Origin of the sequence: Pseudoduganella sp. R-43, assembly GCF_049913255.1 — a bacterium.
GTDB lineage: Bacteria > Pseudomonadota > Gammaproteobacteria > Burkholderiales > Burkholderiaceae_D > Rugamonas.
This window is the reverse complement of the sequence record NZ_CP183988.1, coordinates 842,854-868,593: the sequence shown is the minus strand read 5'-3', so window position 1 is coordinate 868,593 and position 25,740 is coordinate 842,854. Positions and strand designations below refer to the sequence as shown.

Annotated in this window: 24 protein-coding genes; 9 read left to right on the top strand and 15 right to left on the bottom strand. The window is 63.2% G+C overall.

All coding sequences use genetic code 11. The features are described 5' to 3' along the window. Positions 1–130 precede the first annotated feature (130 nt). The 10 genes from creD to rpsL all read right to left on the bottom strand — a co-directional run bounded on the left by creD (position 131) and on the right by rpsL (position 9,913). Positions 131–1,495 carry a cell envelope integrity protein CreD gene (creD, locus tag ACN9M3_RS03975; protein WP_426320687.1) on the bottom strand — a complete coding sequence of 455 codons (1,365 nt, stop codon included), beginning with the start codon at positions 1,493–1,495 and terminating at the stop codon, positions 131–133. 100 nt (positions 1,496–1,595) lie between these two features. Continuing rightward, positions 1,596–2,588, bottom strand: coding sequence for a phosphodiester glycosidase family protein (locus tag ACN9M3_RS03970; protein WP_426320684.1), 993 nt, complete (start codon positions 2,586–2,588; stop codon positions 1,596–1,598). A 44-nt stretch (positions 2,589–2,632) separates the two neighbouring features. After that, a complete protein-coding gene (gene creC / locus ACN9M3_RS03965; RefSeq protein WP_426320682.1) occupies positions 2,633–4,036 on the bottom strand; it encodes a two-component system sensor histidine kinase CreC in 1,404 nt (467 codons plus the stop codon). Continuing rightward, complete coding sequence (gene creB / locus ACN9M3_RS03960; protein WP_426320680.1) at positions 4,033–4,761, bottom strand: two-component system response regulator CreB; 729 nt, start codon at positions 4,759–4,761, stop codon at positions 4,033–4,035. The genes creC and creB overlap by 4 nt, the downstream gene beginning before the upstream one ends. A gap of 18 nt (positions 4,762–4,779) precedes the next feature. Continuing rightward, the gene (locus ACN9M3_RS03955) at positions 4,780–4,971 is read right to left on the bottom strand and encodes a hypothetical protein (protein WP_426167751.1); all 192 of its coding nucleotides are present in this window, start codon (positions 4,969–4,971) and stop codon (positions 4,780–4,782) included. Positions 4,972–5,041: 70 nt separating this feature from the next. Continuing rightward, a complete protein-coding gene (rpsJ, locus tag ACN9M3_RS03950; protein ID WP_028101676.1) occupies positions 5,042–5,359 on the bottom strand; it encodes a 30S ribosomal protein S10 in 318 nt (105 codons plus the stop codon). A 119-nt stretch (positions 5,360–5,478) separates the two neighbouring features. Next, positions 5,479–6,669: an elongation factor Tu gene (gene tuf, locus ACN9M3_RS03945; RefSeq protein ID WP_426167612.1), complete on the bottom strand. Its 1,191-nt coding sequence runs from the start codon at positions 6,667–6,669 to the stop codon at positions 5,479–5,481. A gap of 77 nt (positions 6,670–6,746) precedes the next feature. Continuing rightward, on the bottom strand, positions 6,747–8,852 hold the full coding sequence (gene fusA / locus ACN9M3_RS03940) for an elongation factor G (RefSeq protein ID WP_426167749.1): 2,106 nt from the start codon (positions 8,850–8,852) through the stop codon (positions 6,747–6,749). A 102-nt stretch (positions 8,853–8,954) separates the two neighbouring features. Continuing rightward, complete coding sequence (rpsG, locus tag ACN9M3_RS03935; RefSeq protein ID WP_155452640.1) at positions 8,955–9,425, bottom strand: 30S ribosomal protein S7; 471 nt, start codon at positions 9,423–9,425, stop codon at positions 8,955–8,957. 104 nt (positions 9,426–9,529) lie between these two features. After that, entirely contained in the window at positions 9,530–9,913 is a 384-nt protein-coding gene (rpsL, locus tag ACN9M3_RS03930; RefSeq protein ID WP_028102972.1) for a 30S ribosomal protein S12, read from the bottom strand. 257 nt (positions 9,914–10,170) lie between these two features. On the opposite strand from rpsL, the gene ACN9M3_RS03925 reads away from it, so the two are divergent. Beyond that, the gene (locus ACN9M3_RS03925; protein ID WP_426320676.1) at positions 10,171–12,045 is read left to right on the top strand and encodes a phosphoethanolamine transferase; all 1,875 of its coding nucleotides are present in this window, start codon (positions 10,171–10,173) and stop codon (positions 12,043–12,045) included. Between the two features lie 3 nt (positions 12,046–12,048). Here ACN9M3_RS03925 and ACN9M3_RS03920 read toward each other — a convergent pair whose 3' ends face one another. From ACN9M3_RS03920 to ACN9M3_RS03905, 4 genes are all read right to left on the bottom strand, one after another. Further along, on the bottom strand, positions 12,049–12,513 hold the full coding sequence (locus tag ACN9M3_RS03920) for a DUF2269 family protein (protein WP_426320674.1): 465 nt from the start codon (positions 12,511–12,513) through the stop codon (positions 12,049–12,051). Next, positions 12,501–13,775, bottom strand: coding sequence for an SDR family oxidoreductase (locus ACN9M3_RS03915; RefSeq protein WP_426320672.1), 1,275 nt, complete (start codon positions 13,773–13,775; stop codon positions 12,501–12,503). Before ACN9M3_RS03915 ends, ACN9M3_RS03920 begins: the two co-directional genes overlap by 13 nt. Continuing rightward, on the bottom strand, positions 13,772–14,092 hold the full coding sequence (locus tag ACN9M3_RS03910) for a hypothetical protein (RefSeq protein WP_426167740.1): 321 nt from the start codon (positions 14,090–14,092) through the stop codon (positions 13,772–13,774). The genes ACN9M3_RS03915 and ACN9M3_RS03910 overlap by 4 nt, the downstream gene beginning before the upstream one ends. 91 nt (positions 14,093–14,183) lie before the next feature. Further along, positions 14,184–14,711: a GbsR/MarR family transcriptional regulator gene (locus ACN9M3_RS03905; RefSeq protein ID WP_426167738.1), complete on the bottom strand. Its 528-nt coding sequence runs from the start codon at positions 14,709–14,711 to the stop codon at positions 14,184–14,186. Positions 14,712–14,819: 108 nt separating this feature from the next. On the opposite strand from ACN9M3_RS03905, the gene ACN9M3_RS03900 reads away from it, so the two are divergent. After that, complete coding sequence (locus tag ACN9M3_RS03900; RefSeq protein WP_426320669.1) at positions 14,820–15,944, top strand: DUF1624 domain-containing protein; 1,125 nt, start codon at positions 14,820–14,822, stop codon at positions 15,942–15,944. Here ACN9M3_RS03900 and ACN9M3_RS03895 read toward each other — a convergent pair. Beyond that, the gene (locus ACN9M3_RS03895) at positions 15,921–17,393 is read right to left on the bottom strand and encodes a MutS-related protein (RefSeq protein ID WP_426320667.1); all 1,473 of its coding nucleotides are present in this window, start codon (positions 17,391–17,393) and stop codon (positions 15,921–15,923) included. The two genes, ACN9M3_RS03900 and ACN9M3_RS03895, sit on opposite strands and share 24 nt — an antisense overlap. A 218-nt stretch (positions 17,394–17,611) precedes the next feature. Between ACN9M3_RS03895 and ACN9M3_RS03890 the strand changes: the two genes are divergently transcribed. The 7 genes from ACN9M3_RS03890 (at position 17,612) to ACN9M3_RS03860 (ending at position 25,733) form a co-directional block, all read left to right on the top strand. After that, positions 17,612–18,877, top strand: a complete 1,266-nt coding sequence (locus ACN9M3_RS03890; RefSeq protein ID WP_426320665.1) for an efflux RND transporter periplasmic adaptor subunit — start codon at positions 17,612–17,614, stop codon at positions 18,875–18,877. Positions 18,878–18,897: 20 nt separating this feature from the next. Beyond that, positions 18,898–19,602 (top strand): ABC transporter ATP-binding protein, encoded by a 705-nt coding sequence (locus ACN9M3_RS03885; protein ID WP_057261435.1) that lies wholly within the window; start codon positions 18,898–18,900, stop codon positions 19,600–19,602. A gap of 1 nt (position 19,603) precedes the next feature. Next, entirely contained in the window at positions 19,604–20,914 is a 1,311-nt protein-coding gene (locus ACN9M3_RS03880) for an ABC transporter permease (protein ID WP_426320662.1), read from the top strand. An 8-nt stretch (positions 20,915–20,922) separates the two neighbouring features. Further along, positions 20,923–22,158 (top strand): ABC transporter permease, encoded by a 1,236-nt coding sequence (locus ACN9M3_RS03875; RefSeq protein ID WP_426167727.1) that lies wholly within the window; start codon positions 20,923–20,925, stop codon positions 22,156–22,158. A gap of 187 nt (positions 22,159–22,345) precedes the next feature. Further along, complete coding sequence (locus ACN9M3_RS03870; protein WP_426167725.1) at positions 22,346–23,698, top strand: sigma-54-dependent transcriptional regulator; 1,353 nt, start codon at positions 22,346–22,348, stop codon at positions 23,696–23,698. Positions 23,699–23,841: 143 nt separating this feature from the next. Next, complete coding sequence (locus ACN9M3_RS03865; RefSeq protein WP_426320659.1) at positions 23,842–25,146, top strand: sensor histidine kinase; 1,305 nt, start codon at positions 23,842–23,844, stop codon at positions 25,144–25,146. Positions 25,147–25,220: 74 nt separating this feature from the next. Continuing rightward, positions 25,221–25,733, top strand: coding sequence for an FxDxF family PEP-CTERM protein (locus tag ACN9M3_RS03860; RefSeq protein ID WP_426320657.1), 513 nt, complete (start codon positions 25,221–25,223; stop codon positions 25,731–25,733). Positions 25,734–25,740 lie beyond the last annotated feature (7 nt).

Genomic DNA, 25,740 nt, shown 5'->3' with positions numbered 1-25,740 from the left:
GCCACACGCGCGCCGCGCTGGTCCAGCACTACCCGCACCGGACCGGCGGGCTGGCTGGCCGTGTAGCCGCACAGGACCACCAGTTGCGCGCCCTCGACGAGGGATGGCGTCAGCAGGCCGCCCGGCAGCATCACGCTTGCTCCGCCGGCATTGGCGCCGGGCTGCCCAGGCTGTACCAATCGACCTTGCGTGTGGCGACCATCACAGCGGCCAGCACGGCGAACAGCAGGATCGCGCCCAGCATCAGGGCGTTGTTCTCCGAATTGAGCAGGCCGAACAGGATGCCGTACAAGGCGCACAGCGCGCCGCCAAAGCCGAGGCCACGCCTCCAGTCGTGCAGCACATGCATGAGGTAATAAGCAATCAACACGATGCAGGCGGCGCTGGCGGCGAGGTAGGAAGCAACGAAGTTGTAGTGCTCGGACAGGCTGACCAGCAGCAGGAAGAACAGCGCCAGTGCCAGCCCCACCAACAAGTACTGCACCGGATGGATCGGCAATCGCTTCATCACTTCGAACAGGAAGAAGGCGGCGAAGGTCAGCGCAACAAACAGCAAGCCGTACTTGGTGGCGCGGTCGGCCATCGAGTACACGTTGACCGGCTCGATGAATGCAGCCTGGATCGTATCAAGCGCCGGCAAGGCATTTTCGCCCTGCCCTGCCGACTGTTCGCGCAGGCGCAGCTGTGCCTGCGCCTCGCTGGCCAGCGAGGAAATGCGCCACACGGCCTGAAAGCCCTTGTCGCCGACACTATATTGCTCCGGCAGGAAGCGGCCGCTGAACTGCGGGTGCGGCCATGGCGAAGACATGGCGAAGCGGTTATTGCGCGCCAGCGGAACAAAGGCCTGGCTATCCATGCCCGCCAGGTTCAGGTTGAAGCTGAACTTCACCTGGCCAGCCGCGGCATCTTCCATCGACAGCAAGGCGTGCAAGCCCTGGCGCGAGGAACGCAGCCCGGAGCCCTGTTCGAATTCGAAGCTGCGAGTCCCCCACACAAGGCGCGGGATGTCGCGCACACCGCGCACGTCGGCTACCGCCAGCGCAATATACGGCCGTTCGGGCGTGATCTGCGACCCGGTCTCGGTGTGGGGCAGTTCAGCCACTGCCGGCACGATGAAGTCGCCGTTGATCTTGTGGGCGCCATTGAACATCAGGACCTGGTGGATGCCGCGGTGGCGGCGCTCGGTGCCGAGGTTTGACAGGACTTCGAGCTCGTTGGGAAACACCAGGTGCTGCGATTGCTTGCGGTAGCGCTTCATCTCCGGCTTGCCGTCCTTGTCCTTTTCTTCGACGGCGTACACCTCAGTGTATGGCATGACCAGCACCGGACCGTAGATATGCTGCTCGCCCACCGAATCGGCAGCGATACTGCGCGCCGCTTCGTCGCGGTAGGCGATGCGCTCGCTGATGGTGGACTGGATCATGGCCAGCGGAACGCCGAGCAGCAGCATCAGCATGCCGACGAGCAGGGCTTTGAAAAGGAGTTTCTTTTGCATGGTGGGCACTTCCTGTTGTTATGGTTGCGCCAGTGTAAAAAGCCGGTGTGCAGGGAAGATGCGTTCTGTGTGAAGGCACCTGCTTTCTTGTCACGCCGACTCAACGCGAGCGCTCGACCGTCAACACGACCGGCATGGCCCATGTCGCCTGCGAAACGGGCCAACGCAGCAAGCTCACCTCGGTCCCCTTCGGCGCGCCCTCGCGCACCTGCGCTTCCCATTGCGCGTAGAACCTGCGCTGGAATCCATCCAGGCGCACGCTCTGGCATGCAATCGGGCCGCCGTCCAGGTTGAGCGCCAGCGCGAGGTCCAAGGGCGCATCGCGGAGAAAGCTTGCCAGGCGGTCAAGCGAGAAGAATGCTTCCTTCGTGGTGCCAACCAGGATGCGGCCGGCCCGGTCCTGCGCCACGAAGCTGCGGTTGGCGAGCCAGCGGCTTTTCACGTTCACGTGATTCTGCCCATCTTCGCCCAGCAACAGTGGATACGAGACCATCGCGTTGCGCGCGCCCGTGAAAGCGCCTTGCCAATCGGCCCGCGTCAGGTCGTGCACGCCCGCGCTGCCATCTTCCCGCGCAACAAAAGCGCCGGCGCGAGCCTTGTAGTGGCGCGGGCCAAGCTGCTCGCCTTCGCTGAGAAACGGCGTATCGGGCTGGCCCTTGAGGCCGAAATAGCTGCCGTTCACGATCAGCACTGCGCTCGGCAGGGCGCGTTCCCATTCGTCGAGGCCCTTGTCGCCTTCCGGCGCGCTGCGCACCACGAAGCGAAAACGCTGTGGATCGATCCGGTTGAGCAGGATGCGGTCCACCTCGCCGGTGGCCGACATCACAGGCATTTCGGCGACCTCGTAGCCGGGCTCAAACTCGCGCCAGTAGAACTGGCCCGCTGATACCGCCGGCACGATCTCCTTGAGCGCTTCCCGCATGGGCAACGGCAGCCTGGCGTCGTCGGCGCCCATCTTTATCCAGTAGGTTCCGCCGCGCCGCTTCAGGACATTGAAACCGTAGGCGCCATTGCGCTGCCAGACCCAGATACTGGAAGCCAGAAGCGCCAAGCCAAGCAGCGCCACACCAAAGAAGATCGATTTTCGTTTCAAGAGTGCTCCCTCACTTACGCAAATAGCGCCAGTGTGGGGAGCGTTTATGCGCTGGCGATGCGTTCTGCGTGAAGCGGCAGCAGCAGGGCAGCGCGACAGCCACCGCCCTCCCCGTTCACCACTTGTGCGCTGCCGCCATGCAGGGCGGCGACTTCGCGCACGAAGGGCAAGCCAAGGCCGGTACTCTTGGCGCCATCGGGACGCGGCAGGGAGTAGAAGCGTTCGAACAGTCGCGCTTGGGCGTAGGCGGGAATGCCAGGGCCGGCGTCACGCACGCTGATCTCGACGTGGCCGTCGCTGCGTTGCGCTGCCATCGTCACCATGCTGCCGGCCGGGGAAAAGCCGATGGCGTTGTCGAGCAGGTTGCCCAGCGCCTGGCGCAGCAGCAAGGCATCGCCGCGCAACTGCAGGGTGGGATCTGCTTCGATCGCCAACTGCAGCTTGCGCGCGGCGAGGCGGGCCTGGAAGTCGCCAGCCACGTCCTGCAGCAGGCCGGCGACGTCGAGCGGCGCTGCATCGTCGATGCGCTGCTGCTTTTCGACGCGCACCAATGCGAGCAGCTTGTCGATCAGGTCGCGCTGGCGGGCATTCTGGGCCTGGATGGTGGACAGGAACTGGCGCCGCTGCTCGGGCGGCATCTCCTCTTCCAGCAGTTCGGCTGTAGCCTGGATGGCCGCGATCGGGCTTTTCAACTCGTGCGTGAGCGTATGCATCAGGGTCTCGACGTAGTCCTTGCCTTCCAGCTTGGCGCGCATGGCTTCCAGCGCATGGCCGAGGGTGCTGATCTCGCTGCTGCCCAGCTTGGGCATGACGGCTTTGCGGCCGGCCTGCACGTCTTCCACGAAGACCATCAGCTTGTTGACGGTGCTGGCCATGCGCCAGGTGATGGCAATGCCGATCAGCAGCGACAGGCCAAGCAACACCACGCCCCACTTGAGGATCTTGCGCTGGCTGCGCTCAATGAGACCCTGTACGCTGGAGATGGGCTTGGAGACCGTCAGCACGCCAATCGTGTTCGCGCCGTCGCGCACCGGCGCGGCGACGTACATTGCGACGCCGCCATATTCGCGCGGCGAGTCGCTCGACATGCGGGCGCCGTATTTGCCGCGCAGGGTGAGGTAGACATCGTTCCAGCGAGAGTAGTCTTGGCCGACAGCCTTGCCGGCGGAATCGAAACGCACGATGCCTGCCGCATCGGTGATGGTGATGCGGTAGTCGGTGTTGCGGCTGGCGGCGGCGATTTTTGCCAGCAGGGCCGGATCGGAAGCGCCGTCCCTTACATCGTCGGCTACCACCTGGGCCAACAGCTGCGCAGTGTCGTTCATGGCCGCTTCCAGGGTGGAGCGGGCGCCGGGCTTGACTTCCTGTACGAAGACGTTGAGCAGGAACCAGGCTGCCAGGCCGACGATCAGGAAGTAGCCCAGCAGGATGCGCAGGCCGATTTTCATGCGCCGGCCTGGAGGCTGTAGCCCATGCCGCGATGGGTCTGGATCGGGTCGGCGCTTTCATCGATGGCGCGCAACTTGGCGCGCAGGGATTTGACGTGGGCGTCCACCGTGCGGTCCAGTGTTTCCGGGGCGTCGCACCAGACGCGGTCCATCAACTGGGCGCGCGATAGCACGTGGCCCGGATGTTCGACCAGGGTTTTCAGCAGCAGGTATTCGTAGCGGGTCAGGTCGAGCGGCTGGCCGCGGAACAGGATGCGCGCTTCGGCAGCGCGCAGTTCGAAGCCTGGCGTGCGGGAGGCAGCCGGTGCCGACGGGGGCGAGACCGGCGCGGCGGGCGCGACGCCGTTGCCGTTGCCGTTGCCGGCGCGGCGCAGGATGACGCGCACCCGCGCCACCAGTTCACGCGGAGAGAAAGGCTTGGTGACGTAATCGTCGGCGCCGATCTCGAGGCCGACGATGCGGTCGATTTCATCGCTGCGCGCGGTGAGGAAGATTACCGGCACTTCGGAGAACTGACGCAGGCGGCGGCACACATCGAGGCCGCTGATATCGGGCAGGCCGACATCGAGGATCACCAGCGCCGGCGCCTGCTCGCGCGCGGCTGCCAGCGCCTGCTCGCCCAGCATCACATGGTGCGGAGCAAAGCCCTCCTTGCCGAGGGCGAAGGCAATACTGTCTGCAATGGCTTGTTCGTCTTCGACGATCAGGATGGTCTTGTCACTCATGCGCGGCAGTATAGCGCGTCAGTTCTTGTCGGCTTCATCTCTCTGCTTTTGTTGTGCCTCTTGCGCCGCCTTGAGCGCATCCTTCGCCTTGTCGCGCTGGGCGCCCATGGCCTTGATGTCTTGCGCCGCCTGGTCGGCCGGGTTCTTCTTGCCGCAGGCGGCCAGCAGGGACAGTGCCGCGACGGCGGCGATGACTGCGAAGCGTTTCATGCCAATCTCCTGGAAAAAGAAAAGCCCGCTCAGGAGCGGGCTTTTCAGGTGTCTTGCGACGAAACCGGTATTACTGCAGTTTGATTTCGACGTCCACGCCAGCTGGCAGGTCCAGCTTCATCAGGGCGTCAACAGTCTTGTCGGTTGGGTCCACGATGTCCATCAGGCGCTGGTGGGTGCGGATTTCGAACTGGTCGCGGGAGGTCTTGTTCACGTGCGGGGAACGCAGCACGTCGTAACGCTGGATACGGGTTGGCAGAGGAACTGGGCCTTTTACCACGGCGCCGGTGCGCTTGGCGGTGTCAACGATTTCCAGTGCGGACTGGTCGATCAGCTTGTAGTCGAAAGCCTTCAGGCGGATACGGATCTTTTGGTTTGGAGCGGACATGCTTATTCCTTAAAGAACGAACCGGCAACAATATGTTTCCGGCAATGTAAGTAAATACTACGACGGGCCGACATGATAGCACATGCCGGCCCGCTTGATTCAGATCGACTGACTAAAAATTAGTCGATGATCTTGGCTACCACGCCCGCGCCAACGGTACGGCCGCCTTCGCGGATTGCGAAGCGCAGACCTTCTTCCATAGCGATCGGGGAGATCAGCTTCACGGTGATGGAGACGTTGTCGCCTGGCATAACCATTTCCTTGTCCGCTGGCAGCTCGATGGAGCCGGTCACGTCGGTGGTACGGAAGTAGAACTGTGGACGGTAGTTGTTGAAGAACGGGGTGTGACGGCCGCCTTCATCTTTCGACAGAACGTAGATCTCGCCGGTGAAGTGAGCGTGCGGCTTGATCGAGCCTGGCTTCGCCAGAACCTGACCACGCTGAACGTCTTCACGCTTGGTGCCGCGCAGCAGCAGACCAACGTTGTCGCCGGCCTGACCCTGGTCCAGCAGCTTGCGGAACATTTCCACGCCGGTGCAGGTGGTCTTGACGGTGTCAACGATACCAACGATTTCGATTTCTTCGCCGACCTTGATCACGCCGCGCTCAACACGACCGGTCACCACGGTGCCGCGGCCGGAGATCGAGAACACGTCTTCCACTGGCATCAGGAAGGTGCCGTCAACAGCGCGCTCTGGGGTTGGGATGTAGGAATCCAGCGCATCAGCCAGACGCATGATGCAGTCTTCGCCCATTTCGCCAGCAGCGCCTTCCAGGGCCATACGTGCCGAACCCTTGATGATTGGCAGGTCGTCGCCTGGGAATTCGTACTTGGACAGCAGCTCGCGCACTTCCATTTCGACCAGTTCCAGCAGTTCTGCGTCGTCAACCAGGTCGCACTTGTTCAGGAACACGATGATGTACGGAACGCCAACCTGACGTGCCAGCAGGATGTGCTCGCGGGTCTGTGGCATTGGGCCGTCAGCTGCGGAGCAAACCAGGATCGCGCCGTCCATCTGCGCAGCACCGGTAATCATGTTCTTGATGTAGTCGGCGTGGCCTGGGCAGTCAACGTGAGCGTAGTGACGGGTTGCGGTCTCGTACTCGACGTGGGCGGTGTTGATGGTAATGCCGCGTGCTTTTTCTTCTGGAGCAGCGTCGATCTGGTCGTAAGCTTTCGCTTCGCCGCCGAATTTCTTCGACAGGACGGTTGCGATAGCAGCGGTCAGGGTGGTCTTGCCGTGGTCAACGTGACCGATGGTGCCAACGTTCACGTGCGGTTTAGTCCGCTCGAACTTTTCTTTTGCCATTTTAATTCTTCCTCAGAACTTTAGATTTAAGGTCAAACCGGGCGGGAGGATCTCCCCCGCCCGGGTAATTATTTATTTTACTTCGCTTTAGCGGTGACGATTGCGTCGATCACGTGCTTAGGCGCCTCGGAGTAGTGCTTGAACTCCATGGTGTAGGTCGCGCGGCCCTGGGTCGCGGAACGCAGGATGGTCGAGTAGCCGAACATCTCCGACAGAGGTACCTCTGCCTTGATGATCTTGCCGCCGCCGCCTGGGATCTCGTCCATGCCCTGCACCATACCGCGGCGGGACGACAGGTCGCCCATCACGGTACCGGCGTAGTCTTCCGGAGTCTCGACTTCAACAGCCATCATTGGCTCCAGGATCACTGGGCTGGCGCGACGGCACGCTTCCTTGAACGCCATCGAACCGGCCATGCGGAATGCATTTTCGTTCGAGTCAACGTCGTGGTAGGAACCGAAGGTCAGGGTGACTTTGACGTCAACAACCGGGTAGCCTGCCAGAACACCGTTGTTCAGGGTTTCGCGCACGCCTTTTTCCACCGCAGGGATGAATTCGCGAGGAATCACACCGCCCTTGATCGCGTCGACGAATTCGAAGCCCTTGCCTTGTTCCTGTGGTTCCAGGGTAACAACAGCGTGACCGTACTGACCGCGGCCGCCGGACTGCTTGACGAACTTGCCTTCCACGTCGGACACCGACTTGCGCACGGTTTCGCGGTATGCAACCTGTGGCTTGCCAACGGTTGCTTCCACGCCGAATTCGCGCTTCATACGGTCAACGATAATTTCCAGGTGCAGCTCGCCCATACCACCGATGATGGTCTGGCCGGATTCTTCGTCGGTCTTGACGCGGAACGAAGGATCTTCCTGTGCCAGGCGGTTCAGGGCCAGGCCCATCTTTTCCTGGTCGGCCTTGGTCTTAGGCTCAACTGCCTGCTGGATCACTGGCTCTGGGAACACCATCTTTTCCAGGGTGATGATCGAGGATGGATCGCACAGGGTCTCGCCGGTGGTCACGTCCTTCAGGCCCACAGCAGCGGCGATGTCGCCGGCGCGGACTTCCTTGATCTCTTCACGCTGGTTGGCGTGCATCTGCAGAATACGGCCCAGACGCTCTTTACGCTGCTTCACCGAGTTGTACACGGTGTCGCCTGCGTTCACCACGCCGGAGTAGACGCGGAAGAAGGCCAGCTGGCCCACGAACGGGTCGGTCATGATCTTGAATGCCAGGGCAGCGAACTTCTCTTCGTCCGAAGCCTTGCGGGTAGCTGGCTGTTCGTCTTCGTCGGTACCGGCAACGTCAGCGATGTCCACTGGCGATGGCAGGTATTCGATCACGGCGTCCAGCATGGCCTGCACGCCCTTGTTCTTGAAGGCGGTGCCGCACATCATCGGAACGATTTCCGACGCGATGGTACGCTGGCGCAGGGCTTGCTTGATCTCTTCTTCGGAGAGCTCGCCTTCTTCCAGGTACTTGTTCATCAGGTCTTCCGACGCTTCAGCAGCGGCTTCAACCATCTTCTCGCGCCACTCGGTCGCGGAATCCTGCAGTTCTGCAGGGATGTCAACGTAGTCGAACTTCATGCCCTGGGACGCGTCGTCCCAGATGATGGCCTTCATCTTGACCAGGTCGATCACGCCCTTGAAGTTGTCTTCAGCGCCGATCGGGATCTGGATCAGGATTGGGTTGGCCTTCAGGCGCGAACGCATCTGCTCGTAGACCTTGAAGAAGTTGGCGCCGGTACGGTCCATCTTGTTCACGAAGGCCAGACGAGGGACCTTGTACTTGTTAGCCTGGCGCCATACGGTTTCAGACTGTGGCTGCACGCCGCCCACTGCACAGTAAACCATGCAAGCGCCGTCCAGAACGCGCATCGAACGCTCCACCTCGATGGTGAAGTCAACGTGCCCTGGGGTATCGATGATGTTGATGTGGTGTGGCTTGAAGTTGTTGGCCATACCGTTCCAGAAGCAGGTGGTCGCTGCCGAGGTAATGGTAATGCCGCGCTCTTGTTCCTGCTCCATCCAGTCCATGGTGGCGGCGCCGTCGTGCACTTCACCAATCTTGTGGTTCACGCCGGTGTAGAACAGCACGCGCTCGGTAGTGGTGGTCTTACCGGCGTCGATGTGAGCGGAGATACCGATATTACGGTAGCGCTCAATGGGGGTCTTGCGGGCCATAATTGATCCTAAATCTTTGAATGGACAAAACCGAGCAACATTTTTACTAGAAAAATGCGCCCGGCTTGAACTAGGCCGGCCACGAATGGCCGGCCAAACGTATTAGAAGCGGAAGTGCGAGAACGCTTTGTTCGCTTCAGCCATACGGTGGACTTCGTCACGGCGCTTCATTGCACCGCCACGGCCTTCCGCGGCTTCCAGCAGCTCGCCGCCCAGGCGCTGTGGCATGGACTTTTCGGAGCGCTTGTTAGCGGCTTCACGCAGCCAACGCATGGACAGGGCCAGGCGGCGCACTGGGCGCACTTCGACTGGAACCTGGTAGTTAGCGCCGCCAACACGGCGGGACTTCACTTCAACCAGTGGCTTGGCGTTGTTGATCGCTGCGGTGAACACTTCCAGCGGGTCCTTGCCGGACTTCGATTGGATATGGTCAAAGGCACCGTAGATGATGTTTTCTGCAACCGACTTCTTGCCGGACAGCATCAGAACGTTAACGAATTTAGCGACTTCGGTGCTACCGAATTTTGGATCCGGCAGAATTTCGCGCTTGGGTACTTCACGACGACGTGGCATGTCATTTCCTTTTCTTCAGTTGAGTGCCTCGGGCACTCGCGGAGGCCATCATAGCCTTCCACTTACTCGGTCTCGCGACCGCCTCAACTCAGTTAAATTGCAAATTACTTCTTAGCGGCCTTAGCGCGCTTCGCACCGTACTTGGAGCGAGCTTGCTTACGGTCTTTCACGCCCTGGGTATCCAGAGAGCCACGGACCATGTGGTAACGCACACCTGGCAAGTCTTTTACACGACCGCCGCGCAGCAGGACAACGCTGTGTTCCTGCAGGTTGTGGCCTTCACCGCCGATGTACGAAATCACTTCGAAGCCGTTGGTCAGACGCACTTTTGCAACTTTACGCAGTGCCGAGTTAGGCTTCTTAGGAGTGGTGGTGTACACACGGGTGCACACGCCACGCTTTTGCGGGCAGTTTTCAAGTGCCGGCGATTTGCTCTTCACGACCAGCTTGGTACGTGGTTGGCGAATCAATTGGTTGATGGTTGGCATCGTTTTAAATCCAACAAAATTACAGCATTGACAACCCGGGCAGCTTTGCCCGGGGGCTAAAACGGTATCTCCAGTGTGCGCTGAACGTCACTCAAAACGAGGCGTATACGATGCGCAGACTAAATTGAGAACTCGCGAGTATATACCTGGTTAACAGCTCAGTCAACCGGAATGCTGAATAAAGTGGCAGTATTGGAACGCCCCACGGCCCGCTATTGGCAGCATAATAGCGATCATTTTGTACTTTCCTGTAAGCAATGCTGCCGCGCCCTTCCACCCTGTTCATCCTGTTTAGCTACCTGGCGCTATCCGCAGTGCCTTTCCTGCCTTTGCTATTGGGCAAGCCGGTGGAGCAGCCGTGGCAATTGCTGGGAATCGAGTTCGTGGCCTGGGTCACGATATGGGCACTGTTCAAGCGCCCGGCCTACTTCCACTGGCTGCTGATCCCCGCCTTCCTGGCGTTGCCGACCGAAATTTACCTGTTCGTATTTTACGGCCAGGGCATTTCCACCCACCACCTCGGCATCCTGGCCGAAACCAGCCCGCAGGAAGCGCTGGAGTTCCTCGGCCGCAAGGTATGGACCATGCTGGCCGTGATGGTGGGCGTCGCCGTATGGTGGGTACTGACCTTCCGCGCTGCGCGCCAGACGCGCGGGCTGGACTGGCATGGTGGCTCGCGCTGGCTGGCACTGTTCTCCCTGGTCGTACTGGCCGCCACGGCGGCCTGGGGCTATGAATTCGGCATCAACGCGGCGCCGGCGCGCCCGGCAGCCAGCGTGGCCGCCAGCGCCGCGAAAGACAGCGACAGTGCAAGCGAAAGCGCCGCCAGCGATGACGATTCCAGCGAGAGCGCCTCAGCGCGCGCCGCAGTAGCCGGCGCCCACGCCCTGCACCTGCCCGGTCCGGCCCTGCCTTATTGGGCGCGCCTGCCGTTCGATCCGAGCGCCTTCGTCGAATCCTGGCCCTTCGGCCTGGCCGCGCGCGGCTATGATTTCTACAAGGAGCGGCGCTACCTGGCAGACCTCAATGAACGCAGCGCCAGCTTCGAGTTCGGCGCGCGCCAGGTCGACGGCGGCACGCAGCCGGAAATCGTGGTGATGGTGGTGGGCGAATCGTCGCGCTACGACCGCTGGAGCCTGAACGGCTACAAGCGCGAGACCAATCCCTTGCTGGCCAAGGAAAGCAACCTGGTGCCGCTGTCGGACGTGATCACGTCGGTATCGGCGACGCGCCTGTCGGTGCCGGTCATCATTTCGCGCAAGCCCGCCACGCAGAGCCTGAAGGATGGCTTCAGCGAAAAATCCTTCCTGACGGCCTACAAGGAAGCCGGCTTCAAGACCTGGTGGCTGTCGAACCAGATCTCGTTCGGCCAGTACGATACGCCGGTGTCGGTGTTTGCCAAGGAAGCGGACGTGATCCAGTTCCTCAACCTGGGCGGCTTCACCAACCACTCCAATTACGACGACGTGCTGTTCGAGCCGCTCAAGCGCGCGCTGGCCGACCCGGCGCCGAAAAAGCTGATCGTGCTGCACTCGCTGGGCAGCCACTGGAACTACAGCCAGCGCCACCCGAAGGAATTCGACAAGTGGCAGCCCTCGCTGTTCGGCGTCGACAAGCCGGCCTACACCGACCTGAAGATCAAGCAGCAACTGAATAACAGCTACGACAACTCGATCCTGTACACCGACTGGTTCCTGTCGCAGGTGATCGGTGACCTGAAAGGCACGGGCCAGCTGGCATCGATGCTGTACGTCGCCGACCATGGCCAGACCCTGTACGACGGCACATGCCGCCTGGCCTTCCACGGCCACAACACGGACTATGAATTCCATGTGCCGGCCTTCATGTGGTTCTCGGACCAGTATCTCGATCGCTACCCGGACAAGGTGGGCGCCTTGCTGCGCAACCGCAAGGCCAAGCTGGCAACGGAAAACATCTTCCATACCATGCTGGACGTGGCAAACATCCGCTACCCGGACGACAAGCCGGCCTGGAGCTTCCTCAACAAGGACTTCCAGGTGCACAAGCGGGTGGTGGACAGCTACGGCTGGACCAACTACGACAACGCAAGGTTCAAAGGCGACTGCCGAGAAGTGATCGACAAGGGCAAGCCGCAGTCGCAGGACAAGTAAGCCTCATACCGGCTTGTGCACCATCAGCCAGTACACGGCAAGCATGGCGATGAAGGCCGGATAGCCAAGCAGTTCCCAGCGCCGCGCATAACGCCAGTACTGGGCCGGCAGCGCGATGTTGGCGGCATGCGCTGCCAGCGCCAGCTTGCCCATCCTGACCTGGTACCACACCACCGGCAGCCAGCAGGCGCCCGCCAGGACGTACAGCGCCAGCGAAGCCCTGATCCAGAACGCGTCCAGCGGGTGGCCGGCGAGGTGGATCATCCAGGCGCCGGACAGGGGCTGCACGATCACGGCCGGCGTGGTGAACCACCAATCGGCGCGCACCACCAGCCGCGAGACCACGGCAATCGCCTCTACCGATCGCGAACGGTTGGCGAAGAACAGGTAGAACGCCGTGCCGAAACCGGTGCCGACCAGCAGCACCGAGGACAGGATGTGGATGGTCTTGACAGTCAGGTAGTCCACGTTTTTTCCTCCGCAAACAAGATGAACAGGATGGCCAGGATCGGCAGGTTTTTCAGCAAGGGGCCGAAGGGATGCCACAGGTATTCCGGCAGGCAGGCCGCAATTGCCGCGCTGTAGCCGAGTATCAGCGCGCCCTGCGCCAGCCAGAGCGCGCGGCGCGGGCGGACGATGCAGGCGATGCCGAATACGAAGTCCAGGGCCGCTGCGCCATACAGCGCGGCGATGGCTGGGATTCCTTCAATGCCGACACGTGCCAGCAATGCCAGGCTGTCCGCTTGCGGGTGGACGAAGGCGCTCACGATGGCCGTCGCCAGCCAGACGATCGCCATGACCCAGCGCAGCAAAGCGGTGCGCCAGCCGGCCAGCGCGCGCAGGCGAAACAGTTCACGTTCGGCGGGCGTCATGAAGTCGTTGATGCCGCGCGGCGAACGGCCCAATAGCTCGCATATCGGGGCGGCGCTGGCGGCGCAGCCTTCCGGAAGTGCACTGCCTGCACGCAGCATGCGCCAGGTCTCCGGCGTCAGGAGCGCGCCGCAGAACTGTCCGGCCCAGGCCGCGCACGCCATGATCGTTGCGGGAACGTGCAGCACTGGGGCAGGAGGAAAGGCCATCGCGCTACGGTAGGCGGACAGCATGCCATCGTAGCTGACGGCACTGTCGCCAGCGATATCGATCACGCGCTGTGCTGGCGTCGCCGGAGAGAGCGCAGCTGCTACCGCCTGCGCCAGGTCGTCGACGTGAAGCGGCTGGAAGCGCGCCTTGCCCAAGGCCGGCGCAACAATCATCGGCATGCTGGCGGCCCGGCAGAACATTGCAGCCGACGCGCCTTCCGCACCGAACACGAGCGATGGGCGCAAAATGATCCATTCCAATGGAAGTGCCATCAACGCTTCGTCGGCCGCACGCTTGCTGGTGAAGTAGGCGGTGTCGCCGCCATCCGCGCCGAGCGCCGAGATTTGCACGACGCGCCGTACGCCGGCCTGGGCGCATGCGGCAAACAAGGCAACCGGCGCGCGGGCGTGCAGTGCTTCGAACGTGGCCGCGCCGTTTTCGCTGATGATGCCGACAGCATTCACTACGGCATCGACGCCGCGCAGGCGCTCCAGCCAGTCGGCCGCCTGCAGGTCGGCAGAGTAATCGACTGCCACGTCGCCCCTTGCAGGACGGCGCACTCCGCGCAGGACTTCGTGTCCGGCCGCTGCCAATCGCAGGCAAATGGCGCGGCCGATGAAGCCAGCCGCGCCGCAAACAAGGACCTTCATTTGGCCGCCTTGGGAATCGACTTTGCGATGCTCCAGGCCATCACGGCGACGCCTGCCACGATGCCTGCGGTAGTCATGATCAGCGTTGTACGCAGCACGCTGGCCAGGTTGGCATCGCGCGCGTCGCTGTGGCCGAACCACAAGGCCAACAGCACCGGGAAGGCGGTAATCAGGACCGTGGTCACACGCACCCAGAATTCGGAGCGTTCCGCCGTTCCGCACAGGTCGACCAGCAGGCGGCGCAGCACATCACGCAAGTAGCGACTGACAGCCAGGCCAACCAGCAGCGGTATCACGATTTCATAGGCGATCAACATTTTACAACCTCCCCAGACAGTAATTTCTGTAAAGACAGAAATTTTATGTTCAAAAAAACGGGCATTGCCGCCCGCCTCCGTTATTGCCCGATCACTGCTTGCCGCGAATGGCCCGGCTGATTTTTGCGCTGACGCCCAACGTCTTCATCAGCGTTTCCGGCTTGTAGCGCAGCAGTTCATCCGACAGCGTCGCCATCACTTCGATGAACTTCAGCGTTTCCTCGATCCGTTCACGCGTGCCTTCGTCCTCGTCCGCCATCGCAGGGTTGGCGAGACACTCCGACAACGCGGCGGCGGTGGGATCGATCTCGCGCTGGCGTCGCCCGGCCACGATCAGCTTGAACAGCTCCCACACATCGGTCGAGGTTTCGAAATGGTCGCGGCGGTCGCCCTTCAGGTGCACCACTTTCACCAGGTTCCAGGACTGCAGCTCTTTCAGGCTGTTGCTGACGTTGGAGCGCGCCACGCCCAGCGTATTCTGGATCTCCTCGGCGTCCATGGGACGCGCGGCCAGGTACAGCAGCGCATGAATTTGCGCCACGGTGCGGTTGACGCCCCAGCGCGAACCCATCTCGCCCCAGTGCAGTACAAATCGTTCGGCTATCGGTTTCAGTTCCATGCCTGTCATTCTATGCTTACACAAATTTCTGTCAAGACAGAAATTAAATATTTGCCTGGATGGCAATTCGCGCCCACAATGCATAGCAAATAAACATGGGGGACGCTCATGCAGACTACGAAGCGGCTCGCCAGCATCGATATGCTGCGCGGCCTGGTCATTGTATTGATGGCGCTGGACCATACGCGCGACTTCTTTGGCGCTGCACTTTTCGATCCGGAGGACCTGGCCAAGACCACGCCGCTGTGGTTCGCCACGCGCTGGATCACGCACCTGTGCGCGGCCACGTTCGTGCTGCTGGCTGGTACTTCGGCCTACCTGCGGGGGACCAAGAGCGGAATTCCCGCGCTGTCGCGCTATCTCGTGACGCGCGGCCTCCTGCTGCTGGTGCTTGAAGCGACCTGGATCAGCTTCAGCTGGCAGTTCGGCTACAACGTCACCATCCTGCAGGTGCTGTGGGCACTGGGCATGGGGATGATCTTCCTTGCCGGGCTGGCGTGGCTGCCCTGGCCCGCGATCGCGCTCATTGCCGCGCTCTTGATCCTGCCGCATAACCTGCTCGATTCGATCCAGTCCACCCACCCGCTGTGGCTGGCCTGGCACCAGCGCGGATTCTGGCCAGTGGCCGGCAATTACGGCGTGTATCTCGCCTATCCATTGATGCCATGGCTCGGCCTGATCGCGGCCGGCTACGCGCTGGGCCCCGTGTTCCAATGGGAGCCGGCACGCCGGCAGCGCTTCCTGCTGGTTGCAGGCGCCGTGCTGCTGATGGTCTTCGTCGCCCTGCGCAGCGGCAACTTCTACGGAGATCCCGATCCCTGGTCGCCGCAGGGACGCGGCTTCGTGTGGGACTTCATTTCCTTCATCCGCGTGCACAAATACCCGCCGTCGCTCCTCTACCTGTGCGTGACGATCGGCATTGCCCTGCCCCTGTTGGCGTGGTTCGAGCGCCTGCGCCCCGTGCCGCTGCTGATGCTGTTCGGCGGCACCCCGATGTTCTTCTACGTGATCCACATCGCCATGATTCACTTCCTCTCCGGGCCGTACTTCATGCTGCGCTACGGCGCGACCCCGCAAGGCGGTCCGGGAGGATGCACGCTACCGAAAGGCTACGAGCCTTCCCTGGCCGTGGTCTACGCCGCGTGGGTCGGCGTCATCGCAATCATGTACGGCCTGACCAAGCTTTGGCTGCGCCGGCGAACGTCTGTCTTAGGCCGGCAGCAGGCGGCCTGAAAGACGCTTGTAGACATCGCGGGCGCGTTGTTCGATCGACGCGTCGAAGCCTGATTGGGCGAGCAGGGTCAGGCCGTTGGTTTCGGCCAGCACGCCGGGCGTCAACACCAGGCGGTCGGCGCGTTTTTGCACCAGCAGCGGCTCGCAGCATTGCTCGAGCAGTTGCGCCAGCACCACGTTGTGCGAAGACACCAGCACGGTGCCACGGCCGGCCAGTTGCTCCAGGACTGCGGCTGCAGCGGAAACCGACTCGAGGTGATTCGTGCCGCGGAAAATTTCGTCGATGATGAAGACCGCGCGTTGCGGCTCCTTGGCCAGCGCCAGCAATTCATGTGCGCGGCGCAGTTCCGACTGATAGAGGCTTTCGCCGCCATCAAGAGCGTCTTCATTCTGCATGCTGGCATAGACCGGCAGGTTCGGCACGTGCGCCGCCTCCGCGTAGCAGAAGCCGAATGCGCGCGCGGCCAGCAGGTTGAGGCCGACCGTGCGCAGCAGGGTACTTTTGCCGATGCCATTCTGGCCGCTGATGAAGGCGCTCTTGCCATCCAGTTCCAGGTCCAGCGCCTGCGCATCAGGCAGCAGCGGGTGTCGGACCGCACGCAGTTGGACCTCCTGCTCCCAGCCCTCCTCCGCCCAGCACCATTGCGCTTGCGTGGAAAGATGACGCGCCAGCGCAAGGTCGGCATCGCAGCCGGCCACCAGTTCAAAACTCTCGCGCAGGAAGGCCGCGTTTCCGCGCACCAGGCGGCAAGTGGCGAAATAGTGCTTCAGGTTGGCGAGCATGATCCAGTCGGCATACTCGGTCACGCCAGGCGCAGTGGAGAAGCCATTGCGCGCAAGCTTGCTGCGCAGTTGGGCTGCCTGGCCGGCGCCGGGTGCGTCTGCTTGCTGGCTATGTGCGTAGAGCTGCAATCGCAGCGCCTCGGAAATGGCTCCCCACTGTTGGACGCGAGAGTGGAAAGCAATCTGGATCGCCATCAGCACCAGCGACAGCACAACCGCCGGAACCAGCGCCGCCAGCCAGAAAAAGCTGGCGGCAACACTGGCGAGGAAGGCTACGGGCACCAGCCAGAGCCAGGCCGACCAGCGCGGCACGGGCGGCAGCGGCGACTCGGTCTGCACGACAGCGCCTGTCACCGGGACGAACAAGGATTCGCTGACCTCTGCGCTGGCCTTGCGTAAAGGCGCGAGTTGCGTGGCAAGACGCTCGCGCGCGCCGACGTCCGCCAGCAAGGCGCGCACACGATCGGCCGCGGCAGCGCTGGCGCCGCGCCGCAAGCGCCGATACAGCATTTGGCGGCCAAAGATGCTGGCCCCCTCGCCGACCGCCCGCAGGTAGGGCGCGAGCAGCAAATCCTGCCATGTTTGCCCATCCACCGCGCCGTTGCCGCTGGCGCCGGCCAGTTCATCGTAACGCGCCACCGCGCTGTCGGAGAACGAATACTCCACAGAACCACCCCTTGCCATAAAGATAAGCCAGCAAGTATAGCCGCTTACAAAAAAATCAAGTAGTCCGGTTGACTGGGCATGGCGGACAGGTGGACACGGTGGACGCTCGCGGACAGCAGCCGCGGCAAGGCGGACGTCATAGGAATCAAAGGCTTAGGTGCTGGCACACTTCATGCGTCAGCAAGATTGACCACATCACCAACACCAGGAACAAGAATATGATTCGCGACACCTCACACCAGGACCAAGTGATCGCCCCTCCGGCCAGCCGCTTCCCGCGCCGCAAGGTGCTGCTGCTGGTGGTCGGGCTCGCGCTGGCTGCGGCTGGCTATGGCCTGCTGAAAAGCTGGAGCGGCAGCGAGCAATCGGTCAGCGCCGCCCGCCTGCGCATCGGCGAAGTCACGCGCGGCACCCTGATCCGCGATGCCGCCGTCAACGGCCGCATCGTGGCCGCCGTCAGTCCGACCCTGTACTCGACCTCCACCTCCACGGTCGAACTGAAAGTGCACGCTGGCGACACCGTCAAGAAAGGCCAGGTGCTGGCCGTGCTGGAATCGCCCGACCTGACCGACGAACTGAAAAAGGAACAGACGCTGTTCAACGAACTGCAGGCCGAAGTGGCGCGCCAGCAGATCCTGGCCCGCAAGCAGAAGCTGGCCGCCCAGCGCGAAGCCGACACCGCGGAAATCGAGCGCGTATCCGCCATGCGCACCCTGCAGCGCTACGAAAGCGTGTCGACCGAAGGCATCATCGCCAAGATCGACATGCAGAAAGCCAAGGACGCCGTGGCCGCCGCCGACATCCGCGCCAGGCACACCAAGCAGGCCGCCGAACTGGAAGGCGACAACGTCTCGCTGGAGCTGAAGACCAAGACCGCGCAGATGGAGCGCCAGAAGCTGTCGCTTGCCAACGCCCAGCGCCGCGTCGACGAGCTGACCGTGCGCGCGCCGGTGGATGGCTTCATCGGCACCCTGTCGGTGGCCAACCGCAGCGTGGTGCAGGCCAACACGCCGCTCATGACGCTGGTCGACCTGTCCCAGCTCGAAGTGGAACTGGAAGTGCCGGAATCCTATGTCAACGACCTGGGCCTGGGCATGACCGCCGAAATCGAAGTGGCCGGCGCCAAGACCAAGGGCAAGCTGTCGGCCCTGTCCCCGGAAGTGGTGAAGAACCAGGTGCTGGCGCGCGTGCGCTTCGACAAGCAGCCTGAAGGCCTGCGCCAGAGCCAGCGCGTCTCTGCCCGCCTGCTGATCGACGAGAAGCCGAACGTGCTGATGGTGCAACGCGGTCCTTTCGTGGAATCGGAAGGCGGCCGCTATGTCTACCTGCTGCAGGACGGCATCGCCGTGCGCACCCCGGTGCAGCTTGGCGCCACCAGCGTGGCCGCCGTGGAAATCGTCAATGGATTGAAACAAGGCGACAAGATCGTGATCGCCGGTACCGAAAACTTCGAGAACGCCAAGCGCGTCTCGATCAACAAATAACCCCTACGGAGAGGCAAACCATGCTGCGCATGAATAACCTGAGCAAAGTCTATCGCACCCACATGATCGAAACCCACGCGCTGCGCGGCTTCGAAATCGAAGTCAAGCAGGGCGAGTTCGTCACCGTCACCGGCCCCTCCGGTTCCGGCAAGACCAGCTTCCTGAACATTGCAGGCCTGCTGGAAGACTTCACCAGCGGCGACTACGTCCTGGACGGCATCAACGTCAAGGGCATGGACGACAACGCCCGCTCGCGCCTGCGCAACGAGAAACTGGGCTTCATCTTCCAGGGCTTCAACCTGATTCCCGACCTGAGCCTGTTCGACAACGTCGACGTGCCGCTGCGCTACCGCGGCTTCAATGCCGCCGAACGGAAGGAGCGCATCGAAGACGCGCTGGCCAAGGTCGGCCTGGCTTCGCGCATGCGCCATTACCCGGCCGAACTGTCCGGCGGCCAGCAGCAGCGCGTGGCCATCGCCCGCGCCCTGGCCGGCTCGCCCAAGCTGCTGCTGGCCGACGAACCGACCGGCAACCTGGATACCCAGATGGCGCGCGGCGTGATGGAACTGCTGGAAGAAATCAACGCCGAAGGCACCACCATCCTGATGGTGACCCACGACCCGGAACTGGCCCAGCGCACCCAGCGCAACGTCCACATCATCGACGGCCAGGTGTCCGACCTGGTGCGCAAATCGCCGTCGCTGGTGGTCGCCAAGGAGGCCTGAGATGATCCAGTACTATTTCCTGCTGGGCGTGCGCAGCCTGCGCCGCAACCCGGTCCTGACCGCGCTGATGGTGCTGATCCTGGCGGTCGGCGTGGCCGCCAGCGTGTCGACCCTGACCATCCTGCACGTGATGTCGGGCGACCCGATCCCGCACAAGAGCGAGCGCCTGATCGTGCCGCTGGTCGACAACGGACCGCTCAAGGGCTACACCCCGGGCGAGCGTGAAGGCGACGAGATGTCCTACCGCGACGCCGTCAACCTGCTCGCTTCCGGCCAGGGCGACCGCCGCACCGCCGTCCGCGGCGTAGACGGCACCATCGAACCGGCGCGCAAGGACCTGCCGGTGTTCACCACCGAAGGCCTGTCGCCGACGCGCGACTTCTTCGCCATGTTTGAAGTCCCCTTCGTGCACGGCGGGCCGTGGAGCGAAGCGGACGACAAGTCCGGCGCCGACGTGATGGTCCTGAGCGGCAAGCTGGCCGAACGCCTGTTCGGCAATGCCAACCCGGTCGGCCAGCGCGTGCGCTTCCGCGGCTTCGACTACGCCGTGGTCGGCGTGTACGGCAACTGGAAGCCGGTGCCGCGCTACCACCGCATCATCGGCGGCCCCGGCGCCTTCGGCGACGAGGACGAGTTCTACATCCCCTTCCACAACGCGATCCGTCACGAAATGGGACAGAACGGCAATATGAACTGCAGCAGCGACCGCGGCCCCGGCTACCAGGCCCTGCTCGATTCGGAATGCATCTGGATCCAGTTCTGGTTCGAACTGCATTCGGCATCCGACCGCCCGCAACTGCAGGCCTGGCTGGACGCCTACGCCGCCGAACAGCGCAAGCTGGGACGCCTGCAACGCAACGCGCCGAACAAGCTGTTCAACGTGATGGAATGGCTGGAAGAACAGAAAGTGGTCGGCAAGGACAGCCGCCTGTCGGCCATGCTGGCCTTCGGCTTCCTGCTGCTTTGCCTGGTCAACACCATCGGCCTGCTGCTGGCCAAGTTCTCTGTGCGCGCACCGGAAGTCGGCGTGCGGCGCGCCCTGGGCGCCTCGCGCAAGGAAATCTTCACCCAGTTCCTGATCGAGAGCGCCGTGGTCGGCCTGGCCGGCGGCATCCTCGGCCTGGTGCTGGCACTGGGCGCGCTGGCCCTGATCGGCAGCATCTCCGAGCAGATCGCCGTCACCACGCATATGGACTGGATGATGCTGCTGGTGACCTTCGTCATGTCCGTCAGCGCCGCCATGCTGGCCGGGCTGCTGCCGACCTGGCGCGCCTGCCAGGTCACCCCGGCCCTGCAACTGAAATCGCAGTGAGGATAACCATGGAAATCAAACCAATCTTTTCCGCGCTGATGCGCTCCAAGACCGGCCCGATCCTGGTGGCCGTGCAAGTGGCGCTCAGCCTCGCCATCCTGGCCAACGCCATGCACATCGTCAGCGTGCGCCAGGCTGTCGCCGCGCGCCCGACCGGCATCGCCAATGAAGAAGAAGTGTTCAACCTGCGCGTGAAACCGCTCACCCCGGGCGGCCATGAACAGCAGCTGGCGAACCAGAAAGCGCAGGCGGCGGCCTTGCGCGCCGTGCCTGGCATCGTTTCGGTGGCCGACACCAACCAGATCACGCTGTCCAACTCCGGCAACTACAACAGCGTGGCCGCCAGCCGCGAGCAGGAGCGCAGCAACGCCAGCCCGTCCATGTACGTGACGCCGGACTCGCTGGTCAAGACCTGGGGCCTGAAGATCGTCGACGGCCGCGATTTCACCCCGCAGGATGCGCCGGAAATCGACCAGAACACCAGCAAGGCCTTCCCCACCGTGGCCCTGATCACCAAAGCCACCGGCCAGAAGGTGTGGCCGGACGCGCCCAGCTTTGTCGGCAAGAAGATGTACTACGGCACCGGCGCCGAGGCGCGCGAAGTGACGGTGGTGGGCGTGATCGACACGCTGCAGACCCCGTCCGCCGCCATGGGCCAGGACGGCGAAATGTCGACCATGGTACCGGCCCGCATCACGGGCAGCTCGCGCTCGCTGTACACCCTGCGCGCCGAGCCGGGCCAGCGCGACCGCGCCATGAAGGATGCCGAGGAAGCGATCCGCAAGCTGCATAACGGCCAAGTGGTGGTACGCACCACCACCCAGTCCGAAGAGCGCGTCAAGCGCTACCGCGCCGACAACGCGCTGTGCTGGATGCTGATCACTGTCAGCGTGCTGCTGATGGTGGTGACCGCCAGCGGCATCGTCGGCATGGCCAGCCTGTGGGTCACGCAGCGCCGCAAGCAGATTGGCGTACGGCGGGCACTGGGGGCGCGCAAGCTCGACATCCTGCGCTACTTCGTCACTGAGAACCTGATGATCACCACTACCGGGATTGTCGGCGGCCTGCTTGGCGCGCTGGCCCTGAACCAGTTGCTGGTATCGAAACTCGAGCTGGCGCGCCTGCCCGCCGAGTATATGGTGGTTGGCGCGCTGGCTTCCTGGGCGCTCGGCATCGCCGCCGTGTACGGGCCGGCGTGGCGCGCAGCTTCCATCTCGCCGGCGCTGGCGACCCGTTCGGCTTAAACCGGTAAACCAGGGTCTGACCCACAGGGTCAGACCCTGTCAGCCCGCCTGCCGATGGTTTGGGTTTTGCGCCTTTGATCTTCGTCGAAAGTCAAGATCTTCCAACCCAACCGCCGACCTCAAAACCGTTCGGGGTCAGACCCTTGGGTCAGACCCCGGTTTACCGGTTTTAATGTATCCTGCCAAAATGCCAACCGTACTGATCATCGACGACAACGCCGCAGTCGCAGTCGCCCTCGAAGTCCTGTTCTCGCTGCACGACATCGAAGCGTTGCACGCCGCCTCCCCCGAAGAAGGCCTCGCCCTGCTCGACCAGCGCAGCGCCAGCATCGACCTGGTGGTGCAGGATATGAACTTCAGCGCCGACACCACCTCCGGCGAAGAAGGCGTAGAGCTGTTCCGCGCCATCCGCAAGCGCCACCCCGACCTGCCGGTCATCCTGCTGACCGCCTGGACCCACCTCGACGCCGCCGTCGACCTGATCAAGGCCGGCGCCGCCGACTACCTGTCCAAGCCCTGGGACGACAAGCGCCTGATCGCCACCGTGCGCAACCTGCTGGAACTGGGCCAGGCCAACCGCGCCCTCAACCAGCACCGCAGCGACGAACTGCGCCAGCGCCGCGAACTGGAACGCTACAAGCTGCACAATATGGTCTGGAACGACCCCGCCACCGAGCGTGTAATATCGCTCGCCTGCCAGGTCGCCCGCGCCGACGTGCCAGTGCTGATCACCGGCCCGAACGGCACCGGCAAGGAACGCATCGCCGAAATCATCCAGGCCAATTCCTCGGTGCGCGAAGGCCCCTTCGTGGTGCTGAACTGCGGCGCCCTGCCCGCCGAACTGATCGAAGCCGAACTGTTCGGCGCCGACGCTGGCGCCTACACTGGCGCCTCCAAGGCCCGTGAAGGCAAGTTTGAAGCCGCCGACGGCGGCACCCTGTTCCTCGACGAGATCGGCAACCTGCCGCTGGCAGGCCAGATGAAGCTGCTGCGCGTGCTGGAAACCGGCCGCTTCGAACGACTCGGTTCCAACCGCGAACGCCAGGTGAAGGTACGCGTGGTCAGCGCAACGAATGCCGACCTGCCCGCCATGATCCGCGCCGGCACCTTCCGCGAAGACCTGTACTACCGCCTGAACGTGATTGAACTGCGCCTGCCGCCGCTGGCCGAACGCCCCGGCGACATCCTGCCGCTGGCGCGCCACTTCCTCGGCCAGGAACGGCAATTGCGCCCCGACGCCGAAGCCGCCCTGCTGGCGCACGGCTGGCCCGGCAACGTACGCGAGCTGAAGAACGTGATGGCACGCGCCAGCCTGCTGGCGCAAGGCGACGCCATCACCGTCCCCGACCTCGGCCTTCCAGCGAACACCATGAACGGCCACGGCGCGCTAACGAGTCCCGAGCAGGAACCCGACCGCGACGCCATCGTCAGCGCCCTGCAGCGCGCCAGCGGCGTGGTCGCCCAGGCCGCCGCCGAGCTTGGCCTCTCGCGCCAAGCCCTCTACCGCCGCATGGAACGCCTCGGCATCGCCCGCCCATGAGCCGCCCTCCACTACGGCCCAGCCCGTGTCACACCATGGGGTCACACCCCAAAGGTGACACGACCCCATCTGGTGCGCAGACGAGCCCGTGTCACACTTGGGGTGTGACCCCAGGGTGTGACACGAGCACGACCGTATAAGCTATGCGCCTTTCGCTTTTGACTCTGTGGTCGGCGTTGGTGGGGACGCTGACGGCGACGGGAATCCTGATTGCGCTTGGGCTGGACCAGCTCTTGCCGAAGCATCCAACCATCGTGCTTGGCATTTCACTGCTGTGCCTGGTACCGCTGGCGGTGATTACCATCCGCGCCCAGCTGCAGCGCCAGCTTTCCCTGTATCGCGCGCTCACCGGCACCGTTGCCAGCTACCGCGATGGCGACTTTTCCTTCAGCCTGCACTGGCCGCAGAACGATGAATTGAGCGACCTGGTAGCCGCTCACAACGAACTGGGGCAGGTGCTGCGCGAGCAGCGTCTTGGCCTGGTGCAGCGCGAGCTCCTGCTCGACACCATGGTCCAGCACACGCCGGTCGCCATGCTGCTGGTTACCGACAACGATGCCATCGTGTTCGGCAACCTGGCGGCGCGCCAGCTGGTCAACGAGGGCCGCAAGCTAGAGGGCCTGCGCCTGGCGGAGTTGCTGGCGCGCGTACAGCCGGCCCTGCGCGAAGCCCTGGGCCGCGGCGGCGATGGCCTGTTTACCATCGGCGACAGCGAGGAGGAAGAAGTCTTCCACCTTGCACGGCGCAGCTTCAGCCTGAATGGCCGTCCGCACGAACTGCTGTTGCTGCGCCAGCTCACGCAGGAACTGCGCCGCCAGGAAGTCCAGACATGGAAGAAGGTGATCCGCGTTATCAGCCATGAGTTGAACAACTCGCTGGCCCCCCTGACTTCGTTGGCCCATTCGGGCAGCGAACTGGTGCGGCGCGGCCAGACCGAGCGCTTGCCGCAAATCCTGGCCACCATCGAGGAACGCACACGCCACCTCGAGGGCTTCATCCTCGGTTACGCCCGCTTCGCCAAGCTGCCCACGCCGCGGCTTGAACAGCAGGACTGGGGCGCCTTCCTGGCCGCCTTGTCCGACCAGGTGCAATTCAAGCTGCATGGCGAAGTGCCGGCCGAAGCGCACGCCTTCGACGCCGCCCAGATGGAGCAAGCCTTGCTCAACCTGCTGAAGAATGCCCACGAGTCAGGCTCGCCACCCGAAGAAGTCAGCCTCGAGCTGCGCCGCCAGCAAGGCATGCTGCGCATCGAAGTGCAGGACCGCGGCCCCGGCATGAGCGAGGCGGTGCTGGCCAACGCCCTGGTGCCATTCTATTCCACCAAGCGCAGCGGCACCGGCCTCGGCCTGGCGCTGGCGCGCGAGATCGCCGAAGCCCATGGTGGCCGCATCGCGCTGGCCAACCGCGATGGTGGCGGTCTTGCGGTGGCAATCATCCTTCCGCTTTGATGTAGATCAAACAGTAGCGGTGCGGCCTACCTTGGAATGTGCAGGCGCCTCGCCTGCGCTTTCAGGAGAACACCATGAAGACAGCCATGGGTATGCTGCTTGCACTGGCCGCCACGGCGGTGCAGGCCGACAACGTTGTTACCAACGTCAACCTCGGCGGCAGCGCCACCGAACTTTCCGCCGCTTTCGGCGTGACCCACCTGGAACAGGGAGCCTTCTCTGATACCTTCTATTTCTCGCCCAGCGCCGGCACCTATTCGGTCGATGCCAGCCTGGTGACCCTGGGCTTCAGCCCGAACACCGATGTCACCCTCACCGCCGCCTACGTCAATGGCAACGCCTTGAGCCTGATCGGTCCGGGTCTCTTCGAATACGGTTTCCTGTTGCCGACCGTGATCTCGGGTCCACTGGAACTGAGTGTCTTCGGCTACGTGAATTTTGAAGACACCAGTTTCACGCCCGCCTCGGCCAGCTACTCGGGAACGCTGAACATCAGCGCGGTGCCGGAGCCGGGCGCATATGCCCTGCTGCTGGCGGGGCTCGGCGTGGCCGGCGCAGCGGCCTGCAGGCGCCGCCGGGAAGCTTGAGCGCCGG

Bases quoted from the DNA above. Each gene is read 5' to 3' on its own strand.
- fusA (WP_426167749.1), bottom strand. From the start codon at position 8,852: ATGGCCCGCAAGACCCCCATTGAGCGCTACCGTAATATCGGTATCTCC.
- ACN9M3_RS03890 (WP_426320665.1), top strand. From the start codon at position 17,612: ATGATTCGCGACACCTCACACCAGGACCAAGTGATCGCCCCTCCGGCC.
- creB (WP_426320680.1), bottom strand. From the start codon at position 4,761: ATGAGTGACAAGACCATCCTGATCGTCGAAGACGAACAAGCCATTGCA.
- ACN9M3_RS03865 (WP_426320659.1), top strand. From the start codon at position 23,842: ATGCGCCTTTCGCTTTTGACTCTGTGGTCGGCGTTGGTGGGGACGCTG.
- rpsJ (WP_028101676.1), bottom strand. From the start codon at position 5,359: ATGTCCGCTCCAAACCAAAAGATCCGTATCCGCCTGAAGGCTTTCGAC.
- rpsL (WP_028102972.1), bottom strand. From the start codon at position 9,913: ATGCCAACCATCAACCAATTGATTCGCCAACCACGTACCAAGCTGGTC.
- ACN9M3_RS03905 (WP_426167738.1), bottom strand. From the start codon at position 14,711: ATGGAACTGAAACCGATAGCCGAACGATTTGTACTGCACTGGGGCGAG.
- ACN9M3_RS03870 (WP_426167725.1), top strand. From the start codon at position 22,346: ATGCCAACCGTACTGATCATCGACGACAACGCCGCAGTCGCAGTCGCC.
- tuf (WP_426167612.1), bottom strand. From the start codon at position 6,669: ATGGCAAAAGAAAAGTTCGAGCGGACTAAACCGCACGTGAACGTTGGC.
- ACN9M3_RS03880 (WP_426320662.1), top strand. From the start codon at position 19,604: ATGATCCAGTACTATTTCCTGCTGGGCGTGCGCAGCCTGCGCCGCAAC.
- ACN9M3_RS03910 (WP_426167740.1), bottom strand. From the start codon at position 14,092: ATGTTGATCGCCTATGAAATCGTGATACCGCTGCTGGTTGGCCTGGCT.
- ACN9M3_RS03955 (WP_426167751.1), bottom strand. From the start codon at position 4,971: ATGAAACGCTTCGCAGTCATCGCCGCCGTCGCGGCACTGTCCCTGCTG.
- creC (WP_426320682.1), bottom strand. From the start codon at position 4,036: ATGAAAATCGGCCTGCGCATCCTGCTGGGCTACTTCCTGATCGTCGGC.
- ACN9M3_RS03900 (WP_426320669.1), top strand. From the start codon at position 14,820: ATGCAGACTACGAAGCGGCTCGCCAGCATCGATATGCTGCGCGGCCTG.
- ACN9M3_RS03885 (WP_057261435.1), top strand. From the start codon at position 18,898: ATGCTGCGCATGAATAACCTGAGCAAAGTCTATCGCACCCACATGATC.
- ACN9M3_RS03925 (WP_426320676.1), top strand. From the start codon at position 10,171: ATGCTGCCGCGCCCTTCCACCCTGTTCATCCTGTTTAGCTACCTGGCG.
- ACN9M3_RS03915 (WP_426320672.1), bottom strand. From the start codon at position 13,775: ATGAAGGTCCTTGTTTGCGGCGCGGCTGGCTTCATCGGCCGCGCCATT.
- rpsG (WP_155452640.1), bottom strand. From the start codon at position 9,425: ATGCCACGTCGTCGTGAAGTACCCAAGCGCGAAATTCTGCCGGATCCA.
- ACN9M3_RS03860 (WP_426320657.1), top strand. From the start codon at position 25,221: ATGAAGACAGCCATGGGTATGCTGCTTGCACTGGCCGCCACGGCGGTG.
- creD (WP_426320687.1), bottom strand. From the start codon at position 1,495: ATGCAAAAGAAACTCCTTTTCAAAGCCCTGCTCGTCGGCATGCTGATG.
- ACN9M3_RS03875 (WP_426167727.1), top strand. From the start codon at position 20,923: ATGGAAATCAAACCAATCTTTTCCGCGCTGATGCGCTCCAAGACCGGC.